The organism is Pseudomonas sp. CFBP 13711, assembly GCF_014842265.1.
Taxonomy (GTDB): domain Bacteria; phylum Pseudomonadota; class Gammaproteobacteria; order Pseudomonadales; family Pseudomonadaceae; genus Aquipseudomonas.
In genome coordinates, this window is record NZ_JACYVI010000012.1 from 188280 (window position 1) to 201678 (window position 13399).

13 protein-coding genes and 2 pseudogenes are annotated in these 13399 nt (G+C 60.7%); 10 read left to right on the plus strand and 5 right to left on the minus strand.

Translation table 11 applies throughout. The features are described 5' to 3' along the window. Positions 1-5: 5 nt before the first annotated feature. Positions 6-668: an amino acid ABC transporter permease gene (locus tag IFT47_RS21340; RefSeq protein WP_192173977.1), complete on the minus strand. Its 663-nt coding sequence runs from the start codon at positions 666-668 to the stop codon at positions 6-8. 75 nt (positions 669-743) lie between these two features. Further along, on the minus strand, positions 744-1592 hold the full coding sequence (locus IFT47_RS21345; RefSeq protein ID WP_192173978.1) for a transporter substrate-binding domain-containing protein: 849 nt from the start codon (positions 1590-1592) through the stop codon (positions 744-746). Positions 1593-2175: 583 nt separating this feature from the next. On the opposite strand from IFT47_RS21345, the gene IFT47_RS21350 reads away from it, so the two are divergent. The 4 genes and pseudogenes from IFT47_RS21350 (at position 2176) to IFT47_RS21360 (ending at position 4766) form a co-directional block, all read left to right on the plus strand. Further along, positions 2176-2544 (plus strand): NUDIX hydrolase, encoded by a 369-nt coding sequence (locus IFT47_RS21350; RefSeq protein ID WP_192173979.1) that lies wholly within the window; start codon positions 2176-2178, stop codon positions 2542-2544. 320 nt (positions 2545-2864) lie between these two features. Further along, a pseudogene (locus tag IFT47_RS28270) lies at positions 2865-3551 on the plus strand (PAS domain-containing protein); the annotation flags it as partial. A 102-nt stretch (positions 3552-3653) separates the two neighbouring features. After that, positions 3654-4085, plus strand: a pseudogene (locus IFT47_RS28275) (methyl-accepting chemotaxis protein); the annotation flags it as partial. Between the two features lie 150 nt (positions 4086-4235). Further along, positions 4236-4766: a GAF domain-containing protein gene (locus IFT47_RS21360; RefSeq protein WP_244656006.1), complete on the plus strand. Its 531-nt coding sequence runs from the start codon at positions 4236-4238 to the stop codon at positions 4764-4766. A 120-nt stretch (positions 4767-4886) separates the two neighbouring features. Here IFT47_RS21360 and IFT47_RS21365 read toward each other — a convergent pair whose 3' ends face one another. Next, positions 4887-5504, minus strand: a complete 618-nt coding sequence (locus IFT47_RS21365; protein WP_192173982.1) for a polyribonucleotide nucleotidyltransferase — start codon at positions 5502-5504, stop codon at positions 4887-4889. 350 nt (positions 5505-5854) lie between these two features. Here IFT47_RS21365 and IFT47_RS21370 point away from each other — a divergent pair, with 350 nt between their 5' ends. From IFT47_RS21370 to IFT47_RS21385, 4 genes are all read left to right on the plus strand, one after another. Then, on the plus strand, positions 5855-7441 hold the full coding sequence (locus tag IFT47_RS21370) for an ABC-F family ATPase (protein ID WP_133774936.1): 1587 nt from the start codon (positions 5855-5857) through the stop codon (positions 7439-7441). A 321-nt stretch (positions 7442-7762) separates the two neighbouring features. Beyond that, positions 7763-8989 carry an MFS transporter gene (locus IFT47_RS21375; protein WP_192173983.1) on the plus strand — a complete coding sequence of 409 codons (1227 nt, stop codon included), beginning with the start codon at positions 7763-7765 and terminating at the stop codon, positions 8987-8989. 233 nt (positions 8990-9222) lie between these two features. Continuing rightward, a complete protein-coding gene (locus IFT47_RS21380) occupies positions 9223-9972 on the plus strand; it encodes an endonuclease/exonuclease/phosphatase family protein (RefSeq protein ID WP_197984053.1) in 750 nt (249 codons plus the stop codon). A 129-nt stretch (positions 9973-10101) separates the two neighbouring features. Then, on the plus strand, positions 10102-10284 hold the full coding sequence (locus IFT47_RS21385; RefSeq protein WP_192173985.1) for a general stress protein: 183 nt from the start codon (positions 10102-10104) through the stop codon (positions 10282-10284). A 120-nt stretch (positions 10285-10404) separates the two neighbouring features. Here the strand turns inward: IFT47_RS21385 and IFT47_RS21390 are convergent, their stop codons facing one another. After that, positions 10405-10569, minus strand: a complete 165-nt coding sequence (locus tag IFT47_RS21390; RefSeq protein WP_192173996.1) for a hypothetical protein — start codon at positions 10567-10569, stop codon at positions 10405-10407. 77 nt (positions 10570-10646) lie between these two features. Further along, entirely contained in the window at positions 10647-11204 is a 558-nt protein-coding gene (locus IFT47_RS21395) for an ATP-dependent Clp protease proteolytic subunit (protein ID WP_192173986.1), read from the minus strand. A gap of 288 nt (positions 11205-11492) precedes the next feature. On the opposite strand from IFT47_RS21395, the gene IFT47_RS21400 reads away from it, so the two are divergent. Together IFT47_RS21400 and IFT47_RS21405 are read left to right on the plus strand one after the other, a co-directional pair. Continuing rightward, the gene (locus IFT47_RS21400; RefSeq protein WP_192173987.1) at positions 11493-12488 is read left to right on the plus strand and encodes an aldo/keto reductase; all 996 of its coding nucleotides are present in this window, start codon (positions 11493-11495) and stop codon (positions 12486-12488) included. 60 nt (positions 12489-12548) lie between these two features. Further along, positions 12549-13271 (plus strand): aspartate/glutamate racemase family protein, encoded by a 723-nt coding sequence (locus IFT47_RS21405; RefSeq protein ID WP_192173988.1) that lies wholly within the window; start codon positions 12549-12551, stop codon positions 13269-13271. The last annotated feature ends 128 nt before the right edge of the window (positions 13272-13399 follow it).

The window sequence follows — 13399 nt, forward strand, 5'->3', positions numbered from 1 at the left end:
GCCTCCTAGCGGCGAATCGCCAGACGCTGCTCGAGGTAACGCAGCAGCATGGCAATGAGGTAACAGGCCGCGACGTACAGCGCCGTGGTCACCAGCCAGGTTTCAATCACCCGGTAGCTCTCGACGTTGATCTTGCGCGCGTAATAGGTCAGTTCCGGCACCGCGATGGCGGCGGCCAGGGACGTGTCCTTGAACAGCGAAATGAAGTTGTTCGACAGTGCCGGCAGCACATTGCGCAGCATCACCGGGACGACGATGTAAGCGCGCACCTGCCATTCGCCGAGGCCGATCGCCAGCCCCGCTTCACGCTGGCCCTTGTGAATGCTCAGCAGCCCTGCGCGGAACACTTCGGTCAGGTACGCCCCGGCATACAGCGACAGGGTGATGATGAACGACGGGATCTTGTCCAGACGAATACCGAGCCCGGGCAAGGCGAAGTAGATCAACAGGATCAGCACCAGAATCGGCGTGTTGCGCACCACGGTGACGTAAACCGACGCCACGATGCGCAGGGCCCGATAGCGCGACAGCATCGCAAACGCGGCCATCATGCCGATCACGCACCCGATGGCGATGGCGATCAGGGCCAGTTCCAGGCCGAGCCCCAGCCCCGCCAGCAGACTGGGGAAATCCCGCCAGACCGCTGCAAAATTCAGCTGATAATTCATGGTCAGCAGTACCTGGGGCGGGACGGCACCACGGCCGTCCTCGCCCGCTTCAGTGGGCGACGCAAGCGGCGCGGGTTATTTGTATTCCATCGGGAAACCGATCGCAGGGGTCGGCAGGTCCACGCCGAACCACTTCTTGAACGACTCGGCATACATCGGGAACTCGACCCCGGTCATGGCTTCATGCAGGGCGGTGTTGACGAAGTTCAGCCAGTCCTGATCACCACGCTTCACGGCGCAGGCGTAGGTCTGCGGGCTCCAGGCGAACGCGGGCGAGCGATAGCGACCGGGGTTCTGCACCATCAGGTATTTCACCGACGACTGATCGGTGGCCGCCGCATCGGCACGACCGGAGTTGATGGCCTGGTACATCAGATCGACGCTGTCGTACTGATCAACCTTCGCCTTGGGCAGCGCCTGATGCACGAGCTCTTCGGCGTAGACGTTTTGCAGCACGGCAACGGTGACGCCATCGCCGGCGCCTTTCAGGTCATCGATTTCCTTGTACTTGCTGTTGGTCGGCAGCAACAGCGCGACGCCTTCGCGGTAGTAAGGCAGGGTGAAGGCCACCTGCTGGGCGCGGCTGGCGGTGACGGTGATGAACTGGCAGCTCATGTCGACTTTGTCGGTCAGCAGGTTCGGGATGCGCGCGTCGGAAGACTGCACGACGAACTCGACTTTGCTCGGGTCATTGAACAGGCCCTTTGCGACGATCCGCGCGATGTCGATATCAAAACCCTGCAACTTGCCGTCTGCACCCTGGAAGTGCCAAGGGGCATTGGTGCTCCCCGTACCCACGATCAGATGGCCACGTTGCAGAACGCTGTCGAGCTTGCTGTCAGCGGCGTACGCCGTCGTCGCAAACGTCGCTGCTGTTATCAGGGCCAGTGCACAAGCTTTCAAAGAAAGGGATCCGCGCCACATGAGAGAAACTCCGCCGGTTGTAATTATTCCGCTATAGCGGAACACTGTTTGCCACAACGGAATAGACAGCAGAAAGTGTGCCACAGACTCGGGCAGTAAAAGAAGGCGCAAGAATCACCGGTGTTTTCAATCACATGGGTGCAGAGCCAAGTGCGTGCAGGTCGAAACCTGGCGCGGGCCGAGAGAATTCAGCGCTACGGATCACCCCACGCAGTGAGCATTGGGCCCCATCGGTGTGCGGGCCGCGCCAGAAACGCGCATCACGTCTCACCTCCGCCGACCGTTCATCGCGCCAAGGGCACGATCGCCTTGGTGTGACCCCTAAGCATCGCGCCACTTCAGTAGTGGCACTTTGGGCTGTGCTGGGTCCAGCCCAGGCCGCTACAACACGCCGCCGGGCGGGTTGACGAAAATCTCCCCCCATTCCAGCTATGGTTTTGCTGTGACCGGCCGATTTATGTGGAGGTCAAGGGAACATTGGCACCGTTACTGCTTCAAACGTCTTTATGAAGCTTTTATGACAACCGCGTGAACATGCACGGACGGCAGGCGCTTTTACGGGTTGTACGGTGGAGGAACGCCAATGAAAGAACGAGCCACAGTCATTTGCCGCAGGGACAATCAGATCCTCTACGTGCGCAAATCCAAAGCTCGCTGGAACCTGCCGGGCGGCAAGGTCGAAGCCGATGAATCGCCCGCGCAGGCGGCTGCGCGAGAACTACGTGAAGAGACCGGACTGATCCTGGAAGACCTGGCGTACATCACCCGGTTTGAAGGCGGCACTGTGTTGCACCACGTGTTCGAAGTGTCGGTGACGATGATCGCCACCCCTGCCCCCCATAATGAAATTGCCGACTGCAAGTGGTTTACCACTGAAGAGCTGGGCAGCCAGAAAGTCAGGCCTTCTGCGAAGTCCATCGTGAAGGCTTTTCTGACCAACGCTATTTATTAACTGTTGTTGAGAGGTGTTCACAGGTTTTTCACATTGAGGGCGGTAGTCTTCAATTGCTCCTCCAAGACTGACTTTAAGCCCGCACCCCCCATCGCGGGCTTTTTCTTGTCCGGAATTCCTTGTCAGCGCCCTCCTTTTATCCACGCATGATCTATACACATTCTGACGACCGGGCTTAATTTCGGCATACGAACGCCGACATCAAGCAGAGGATATCCAAGGAGCGGCAGATGTTTAATTCCAAAGTCAAAAAGCAGGTGGCCACACTAAGCTCGGAGCTGGTCACGCTCAAAAATTTTCATGACGCCCTCATGCAGGAGATGCTGTCGCTGACGGTGGATTCCGACCTGCGCATCACGGACGCCAACAGCAAGTTCTGCGCAGCAATCGGTTACTCCCACGATGAACTGGTCGGCAACCCCATGGCGGCATTTATCCCTTCCTACGTGGCGACCATGCCATGCTTTCGCAACTTCAAGGCCGCAGCCACCAGCGGCACGGCAGTGACCGACGACTACCGCTTCGTCAGCAAAGGCGGTTCGCTGATCTGGCTTCACGCCACCTGGTCGCCGTTGAAAGATGAGCAAGGTCGCCTCGTCGCCTTCAAATGTCTGGCCACCAACGTCACCGCCGAAGTCAACAAGGCCCGGGAAAACGAGTCGTTCATCAACGCCCTGCTGCGGTCGACAGCGGTCATCGAATTCGACCTCGGCGGCCACGTGCTGAAGGCTAACCAGTCCTTCCTCCAGGAAATGGGCTACAGCCAGGATCAGATTCTCGGCAAGCACCACAGCCTGTTCTGTGACCCGAAATTCGCCGCCACCGAAGACTACAAAGCGTTCTGGAAACGCCTGAACAACGGTGAGTTCGTGGCAGACCGGTTCAAACGCTTGAACAGCCGTGGCGATGAAGTCTGGCTGGAAGCGACGTACAACCCGGTCCACGACACGCAGGGCAAGCTTTACAAAGTGGTGAAGTTCGCCACTGTCATTACCGATCAGGTACATCGCGAAGCGGAAATCAGCGTCGCGGCGGGCACTGCCTTCGAAATCTCCCAGCGCACCGATGTCTCGGCCCAGCGTGGAGCAGCGGTGATCAACAACACTGTGGAAACCATGAACGGCATTGCCGACCAGATGCTTTCCGCCTCCCATGGCATGGAAGCGCTGGGCAAGCAATCGCTGCTGATCAGCACCATCGTGCAAACCATCGGTGGCATCGCCCAGCAGACCAACTTGCTGGCCCTCAATGCCGCCATCGAAGCGGCCCGCGCCGGTGAACAAGGGCGTGGCTTTGCCGTCGTGGCGGATGAAGTGCGTCAGTTGGCCGGGCGCACCAGCACGGCCACCGAGGAAATTGTCGCGGTGGTGCAACAGAACCAGAAACTGGTGGATGACGTGGTCAAGGACATGGGCAGCACGCGGGTTCAGGCCGAACAGGGCCTGTCGCTGGCCAACCAGGCGGGCAGCGTGATCGTGGAAATTCAGGAGGGCGCGCGGCAGGTCGTGGGTGCGGTGCAGCGATTTACCCACCAGCTCTGACGGCCTCGGCTGCATCTTTTCGACGATCGGCCCCATGGCAAATGGTCGCAGAGAGCCGAGGGGGAGGATACGGGTGCAGCACAAGATGCTAATCTGCGCGACGTACATGCCCCGGCCGGTACGCCACTACACATCGATATGGAGCCGACAATGGCTTTGGATTCCCTGCTCTGCCCGGATTTGCTGACCATTGCCGAGCGTTCGGCGATCGCCGAGGTTGAGGCCACGACGAACATCCTCAGACTCGTGACCCGGCTGACCGGCATGCGTTTTGCGGGCATCGCCAAGTTCACCGACGCCGAGTGGGTCGCCTGCGCGGTCTATGACGAGATTCACATCGGTATCCAGGAAGGCGAAGTCCTGGAGCTGGAAACGACGCTGTGTAACGAGCTGATCGAAAACCCGAAGGCGCTGATCATCCCCAGCATCAGCAAAAGTGAGCGCTATGCGGGTCGCCCGGTGGTCAAGCGTTACGCCATCGAAAGCTACATCGGCGTCCCGATCTCCCTGCCCGACGGCCAACTCTTCGGCGCGCTGTGCCTGCTCGACTCCAGGGCCAGCACCTTCGAGAACCCCGACCTCGTCGAAACCCTGGGCCTCTTCTCCCGACTGATCGGATGCATCGTGTTTTCCCATTACTCCACGGTGAACAAAGTCAGAACGCAGGTCGAGCACGCTTGATCAGGTGATGCAATTCGGGAGCGGCGTCAGGGCCGCTCACGCTTAGCCACCTTCATCAGGCCACGTCACCTCATCGGTGACGTGGCGTCGTAGTCCCTGAGCGCCAGCGATAGCTTTTACTCACTCGCCGGTAACAGTCTTCACAAGTGCAGAGTGGCCTTTCGGGTTGTCCGCGTTGGTAATCACTGTTACGACTGCGGACTGTGTACCAGAGGCAGCGGCCACGGTAGTCGCGAGCATCGGCTTACCACCCGCACTGAAAGAAGCATCGAGCTGACGCAAGCCCAACCCACTGGCTTTAACGATGCTTTTTTCCCCAAGTTTTTTATAGTTTTGGTAATCGGTACGTTGTTGCAGCGCCGTGCCGGTCAGTAGACCGCTCAAGGCGGTTTCGTCGTTGTCGGAATCGACGGCTGTCGCAAGGGGAACCTGCCCGGTGATCAGCACGCTTTTTTCTGCTTTGTTGAGGTAGTTGGCGCCGGTCATGCCCATGGCAGTAGCTCTAGGGTCGATTGGCGTAGGATCTTTGACAAACCCCGCCGGTACGTTGACTGAAAGCTTGCCCCCTAACATCGAGACCTGCTGGGCGGTGTAAATGCTCTGCGCCTCTGGCGGTGAGGCGGCCAGAGCGGCCGTGACGCCAACGGTCATTGACACGGCCAGGCTCAATGTGAGATTCAGCGCGGCTTTTTTTAGCGATCGGTTCGTCACGGCAGGCAAATTCCATTTATTCAACATAGTCGATTCCAGAAATGATCATAGGTAGATTCAAGCGACTCTAGCCAGTACAGAGCCGAGCGTAGAGCCACCTTTACGCATTCAGCTGACAGGTCCTTCAGACATTTGTTCCAGAGTCCGCCATACAACTGTCGTCATACTTATGCGACACTACGCGCAATGTCTGGAACGAATCCCTCCTTTATCGCCATCGCCCAACAGCTCGGACGCCCCGTCCAGATGCTGCTCTCGACATATGCGCGCTGGCTCAGCTCCAGCGGTGATTGGGGGGAAATGGAAAACTCAGAAATGCCCCAGGATTGACCCAAGGTCACATCCAGCAACCCGCAACCCATTGATAGGTAAGGTAATTGATTTCCACAGCTAACATCACCATGCAGTTTGGCGCCAAGCCGCTGTTCGAGAACGTTTCGGTCAAATTCGGCGGTGGCAATCGCTATGGCCTCATCGGCGCCAATGGCTGTGGCAAGTCCACCTTCATGAAGATCCTCGGCGGCGATCTGGAGCCGTCCGGCGGCCAGGTGATGCTTGAGCCGAATGTGCGTCTGGGTAAATTGCGCCAGGACCAGTTCGCCTACGAAGACTTCACCGTCATCGACACCGTGATCATGGGTCACGAGGAGCTGTGGAAGGTCAAGGCCGAGCGCGATCGCATCTACTCGCTGCCGGAAATGACCGAAGAAGACGGCATGGCCGTCGCCGAGCTGGAAACCGAATTCGCTGAAATGGACGGCTACACCGCCGAATCCCGTGCCGGTGAGCTGTTGCTCGGTCTGGGCATCGGCATCGAGCAGCACAACGGGCCGATGAGCGAAGTGTCGCCGGGCTGGAAGCTGCGCGTATTGCTGGCTCAGGCGCTGTTCTCCGATCCTGAAGTGCTGTTGCTCGACGAACCGACCAACCACCTGGACATCAACACCATTCGCTGGCTGGAAAACATCCTGACCCAGCGTTCCAGCCTGATGATCATCATTTCTCACGACCGTCACTTCCTCAACAGCGTGTGCACCCACATGGCTGACCTGGATTACGGCGAGCTGCGCCTGTTCCCGGGCAACTACGACGAGTACATGACCGTGGCGACCCAGTCCCGCGAGCAGTTGCTGTCGGACAACGCCAAGAAGAAAGCCCAGATCTCCGAATTGCAGTCGTTCGTCAGCCGCTTCTCGGCCAACGCCTCGAAAGCCAAGCAGGCCACGTCCCGCGCCAAGGCGATCGACAAGATCCAGCTGGCCGAGGTCAAGCCGTCGAGCCGCGTCAGCCCGTTCATCCGCTTCGATCAGAACAAGAAGCTGCACCGTCAGGCGGTCATCATTGACCAAATGGCCAAAGGCTTCGACGGCAAGCCGCTGTTCAAGAACTTCAGCTTCCAGGTTGAAGCCGGCGAGCGCGTTGCGATCATCGGCCCGAACGGTATCGGTAAAACCACCCTGCTGCGCACACTGGTCAATGAACTGACCCCGGATGCCGGCACGATCAAGTGGACCGATGCGGCAGAGCTGGGTTACTACGCCCAGGACCACGCCCACGACTTCGAAGACGATGTCACCCTGTTCGACTGGATGGGGCAATGGACTCAAGGTGAGCAAGTCATTCGTGGCACCCTGGGCCGGATGCTGTTCTCCAACGACGAGATCCTCAAGTCGGTCAAGGTCATTTCCGGTGGTGAGCAAGGCCGCATGCTGTTCGGCAAGCTGATCCTGCAGAAGCCGAACGTGCTGATCATGGACGAACCGACCAACCACCTGGACATGGAGTCGATCGAGGCGCTGAACCTGGCGCTGGAGAACTACCCGGGCACGCTGATCTTCGTCAGCCACGACCGCGAGTTCGTCTCGTCCCTGGCCACCCGCATCATCGAGTTGAGCCCAAGTGGCGTGACCGACTTCAGCGGCACCTACGACGATTACCTGCGCAGCCAAGGCGTCGCGTTCTGATCAGGGTCATGCACTGACAGAGCCATGCTGAAAACAAGAAGCCCCGTCCATCGTGACGGGGCTTTTTTGTGACAGTGGGACCGGCTTCAGCCGGGAAGACGCCAGGCCAGGCGCCCCCGATCCTGCGGTGTGACATCCGACGCTTTCCCGGCTAAAGCCGGTCCTACGAAGGCAAATGCAAACACTCGCAGGACCGGCTTTAACCGGGAAAGGGCGAGTCCGGGTGTCCTCTGATTCTGGAGAAAAACCGTTAGCCAGCTTTCATTTCCTGACACCACGGGCGATGATGCGGCACTCCCACCGCTCCAGCGAAGAGTCCCCATGTCTGCCGCCCTGCCGCCCGATGCGCCTGCCCATTCCCCCACCCATGACGCCAGTTCGATGGCGATCACGCTGCAAATCGTCTCCATCGTCGTCTACACCTTCATCGCCTTCCTGTGCATCGGCCTGCCCATCGCGGTGATGCCCGGCTACGTGCACAACCAGCTGGGCTTCAGCGCCGTCATCGCGGGGCTGGTGATCGGCGCGCAGTACCTGGCGACGCTGTTGAGTCGTCCGGTGGCGGGACGCATCTGCGACACCATCGGCACCAAGCGCGCCATCGTTTACGGGCTGTCGGGCATCGCGTTGAGCGGCGTGCTGACGTTGGCAGCAATCCTTCTGGAGCGTTTCGCCGGAGTCAGTCTGACCATCCTGATCATCGCTCGCCTGTTCCTCGGTGCGTCCCAGGGCTTGATCGGCGTCGGCACCATCAGCTGGTGCATCGGCCAGGTCGGTTCGGAGCACACCGCCCGCTCGATCTCGTGGAACGGCATCGCGTCCTACGGCGCCATTGCGATCGGCGCGCCGCTGGGGGTGGTGATGGTCGGCGCGCTGGGCTTTGCCAGCCTGGGCGTGGTGCTGTTCGTGCTGGCCGCCGGGGCACTGTTGTTGATCCGCAACAAGCCGGCGATCCCGGTGGTGCGCGGCGAGCGCCTGCCGTTCTTCTCGGTGTTCGGCCGGGTGGCGCCGTTCGGCCTAAGCCTGACCTTGTCCTCCATCGGCTACGGCACGCTGACCACGTTCATCACCCTGTTTTACCTGGCCCGTGGCTGGGAAGGCGCGGCCTGGTGCCTGACGGTGTTCGGCGTTTGTTTCATCCTGGCGCGGTTGCTGTTCATCAACGCGATCAACCGCTTCGGCGGCTTCCGCTCGGCGATCGTCTGCATCTCGGTGGAAACCCTGGGGCTGTTGCTGTTGTGGCTGGCACCCGATACCACTTTCGCCCTGATCGGCGCGGGGCTGACCGGTTTTGGTTTGTCGCTGGTGTACCCGGCACTGGGCGTGGAAGCCATCAAGCAGGTGCCCAACAGCAGTCGTGGCGCGGGGCTCAGCGCCTACGCGGTGTTCTTTGACCTGGCCCTGGCCATTGCCGGACCGCTGATGGGCGCGGTGGCGCTGGGCATGGGCTACGGCTGGATTTTCTTCTTCGCGGCGTTGTTGTCGGTGGCGGCGTTGACGCTGGCAGTGGTGCTGTCGCGCAGGGCGCCGGTCGACACGCGGGTGTAGCGAGCGCAGCGCCTCAAAGCTTCCCGGCTGAAGCCGGTCCTACAGAGGGAAGAGGCCGGCGACTCTGCAACAGCGCTCACTGGCTGTTGAAATCCCCCGGCCACAGCCCGTCCCACCTAAAAGCTGAACTGCCGCCTCGCGTCCCGGTCCGAATAGCACATCCCCCGAACAGGAGTGAGGGCGTGACCCCCGATCCCGCTGGCTCGAACGCTACCCCTCCGGACCCGGCCACGTTGCGCGAAGTCCACAAACTGCGCGTGCTGACCGTGAACACCCACAAGGGCTTCACCGCACTGAACCGGCGTTTCATCCTGCCGGAGTTGCGTGAAGCCGTGCGCAGCACCGGTGCCGACCTGGTGTTTCTCCAGGAAGTCCTCGGCGGCCATGACCGCCACGCCGCCAAGTACGAAGACTGGCCCGACACGCCGCACTACGAATTTCTCGCCGACAGTATGTGGACGGACTTCGCCTACGGCCGCAACGCGGTCTACCCCGATGGCCACCACGGCAACGCGCTGCTGTCCAAATACCCGATCCTGCACTACCGCAATCTGGACATCTCGATCACCGGGCCGGAGCGCCGCGGCTTGCTGCACTGCGTGCTGCAAGTGCCAGGGCATGCCGAGGTCCATGCGATTTGCGTGCACCTCAGCCTGCTGGAAAGCCATCGCCAGTTGCAGCTGAACCTGCTCTGCGATCTGCTCGACTCCCTGCCCGAGGACGCACCGGTGGTGATCGCCGGCGACTTCAACGACTGGCAGCTCCAGGGCAACAAGCGCCTGCAGCGCTGCGGCTACCTGCATGAAGCCTTCGAGCGCAGTCAGGGCCGGCTGGCGAAAACGTACCCGGCGCGCTTCCCGATGCTGCGCCTGGACCGGATCTACCTGCGCAACGCCACCAGCCACCAACCAAAAATCCTCGGCACGCGGCCATGGACGCATCTGTCCGATCACCTGCCGCTGACCGTCGAAGTGCACATGTAACAGCGGGCATCACTCGTCACCGCCGTTGGTCTGCCAGCGAGTCGACGGGTTAAACGATTGCGTGAACGCCCCCTCACAGTTAAGGCGAGGCACCTGTCTCGCCTTCTCAATAACAAGAGGTCTGCGATCATGGCTAACACCGGAAAGTCGAACCCTGGCAATTTTGCGAACGATAAAGAGAAAGCGTCCGAAGCCGGCAAGAAAGGCGGACAGGCTTCAGGCAACGGCAATGCCGGAAGCGATATGAAGAAAGAATCGGGTGCAGGCGCGAGCGGCACCGGCAAGAAAGGCGGCTCAGGCGGCAAGTCGTAACGACGTGCGGCTGAGTGAAGCGAGCGAGGGCCAAGGCTCTCGCTCTTTTGTTTGAGCATCAGTCAAAAAAGCAATGTGGGCCTCGTAGCAAGCACAGGTTGTCAGCGGCACCCTCCCCCCTCATTTATCCGGATCGATCAGCGGCACCGTGGCGTCCCGATCAAACTGGGAACCCGGGTCTTCGTTGCCCGGATCCATGTCGGCGTCAAATCCTGTCTCTTCGTCACCCGGCTGGGGAGCGGGGCGCGGCGGAACGGGTGCAGCGTCAGGTGTATGGGATTGCATGGCAGTCACCTCTCGTTTCAATGTGGCCGATAATAGAGTCAGAGGGCTCGACAACGACCGGGTTCAATGGATCGAGCTTAGCTGGCGCTGACGGTCCAGTGCACGGCGTCTTCGGCAAACTGCAATTGCTCGACACGATGGGCAATGCCGCACGCCAGGGAGTCTTCGGCGCGGATCACCTTCTCCTCCGCTGACAGGCAGCGCCCTATGTCTAGCGGGTGCAGCGCGCTCACGGTCTCGCTCTGGTAGATATTCACGTAGCGCTGCAGGTCGTTGTCCAGGCTGCGCAGGTATTCGCGCATGCGTGAGTGGTCCACCGAGCTCTGGTTGAAGTACCAGCTCATGGGGTGGATCAGAAAACGCGAATGGGGGCAGACAATCCGCTCTTGAGCCGCCAGGTAGATGACGATGCCCATGGATTCGATGTTGCCGCTGTTCAACGCGCGGATCGGCACTTTCAGGGATTTGAGGAAGTTGTACAGGGTGAATCCCAGTGCGGTGCTGCCGCCGGCGGTCGACAGATTCAGCAGCAATCCGGTCGCGCCCTTGCCGAGGGCTTCCAGGCAGCGATCGCGAAAATGCTCGGTGCTGGCCTGATCGACCCCGCAGTGGAAATGAATGATGTGCTCGCTCATCGGCGGCCTCGCTGGTCATGGATGGCGTACTCACGGGCCTCTTCCCGGCTGAAGCCGGTCCCGCAGAGGAATCGCAGGAGCTGGTCCCAGTGAGGTACCGCAAATAGCGAGATTTGCATGGACTGAGGATAGCCGCTCACCGAGCATGTGAAAGTCCACCGCCGCGGATTACGAAGAACCCCTGCGGCAATCAACAGTCAGTAAAGAAGCTTCGCCGGTTTCATCGTGCTCGATCCGGGCCATGAACCGCGCGACATCCAACACGCCCCACCGCACAGGACATCTTCCATGAGTCTGCACGACAAGATCATCGGCCGCCTCGGCTTCGGCTCCGCACCGCTGGGCAACATGTTCCGCACCATCGACGAGGAGGAAGCAGCGGCCACCGTTCAATCCGCCTGGGACCAGGGCATTCGCTATTTCGACACGGCGCCCATCTACGGCGCCGGCTTATCCGAGCAGCGCCTGGGCAAGGCCCTCGCCGGCGTCCCACGCGACCAATACACCCTGAGCACCAAAGTCGGCCGGCTGATTTCCGACGAGATCGATACCGAGACCCGCAGCGGCCCGTTCGCCGAAGGCCTGAAAAACAAGATCGTCACCGATTATTCCGCCGACGCCACGCTGCGTTCCATTGAAGCGAGCCTGGAGCGGTTGAACACTGATCGTCTGGATATCGTGTTTGTCCACGACGTCGCGCAGGACGCCCACGGCGATGCCTGGATCGAGCATTTCAATATCGCCCGCACTGGCGCTTTCCGCGCCCTCACCCGCCTGCGCGAAGAAGGCGTGATCAAGGCCTGGGGCCTGGGCGTCAACCGCGTCGAGCCGTGCGAACTGACGCTGGATCTGGAAGAAGCCCAGCCCGATGGTTTCCTGCTCGCCGGCCGTTATTCGCTGCTCGATCACGACCAACCGCTGCAACGGCTGTTCGACAAGGCCCGTCAGCACAACGCCGAATTCGTCGTCGGCGGGCCTTACAGCTCCGGCGTGTTGGTGGGCGGCAAGCATTTCGAGTACCAGGAAGCGTCGCCAGCGATGCTCGACAAGGTGGCGCACATTCAGGAGATCGCCCGTCAGTACCAGGTCGACATCAAATCGGCAGCGCTGCAATTCGTCCTTGCCAACCCCCTGGTGGCGGCGGTGATTCCGGGTGCCAGCCGCCCTTCGCGGATCATCGAGGACGTCACCGCGCTTAACGCACAGGTGCCTGACGGTTTCTGGCAGGCCATGCGCGATCAGGGCTTCATCGCCCTGCAGGCGCCCGTGCCGATGAAAGACTGATATCGTGGGCAACGACGCCGGGCCAGACGCCCGGCCTTGTTTTCTGCGCGAGATCTGTCCATGCGAATTCTGATCGTCAACGTCAACACCACCGAATCCATGACCGAGACCATTGCCGAGCAGGCCCGCAGCGTGGCCTCGCCTGGCACCGAGATCATCGGCCTGACCCCGCGCTTCGGCGCCGAGTCGGTGGAAGGCAATTTCGAAAGCTACCTGGCGGCCATCGCGGTGATGGACCGGGTGATGTCCTACGAAGGGCCTTATGACGCGGTGATTCAAGCCGGCTACGGCGAGCATGGCCGCGAGGGTTTGCAGGAATTGCTCGATGTGCCGGTGGTGGACATCACCGAAGCGGCGGCCAGCCTGGCGATGTTGTTGGGGCACAAATACGCCGTTGTGACGACACTGGACCGCACCGTGCCGCTGATCGAAGACCGCCTGAAGCTGGCCGGGGTGTACGAGCGCTGCGCATCGGTGCGGGCCAGCGGCATGAGCGTGCTGGAGCTGGAGGCATCGCCGGAGCGTGCGGTCGAGGCCATTGTCGAGCAGGCCATCGAAGCGGTGAATCGGGACAAGGCCGAGGTGATTTGCCTAGGCTGCGGCGGCATGGCCGGCCTGGATCAACTCATCCGTGACCGCGCCGGCGTGCCCGTGGTGGATGGCGTGACCGCTGCGGTGGCACTGGCGGAATCACTGGTGCGTCTGGGGTTGAAGACCTCGAAAGTGCGGACCTATGCGACGCCACGGCCGAAGAAGATCGTGGGTTGGCCGTTTAAGCTCTAAGCCGGTGGTGTTGAGCTCACGCCGATGGCGCTGCAAACACATACCTTGTGGGAGATTCTATGGTTGTCATCAAGCCAAAATCCCCCCTTTCGGTTGATATTCGCTTTGGTTTTTCATCAGGGAGAACG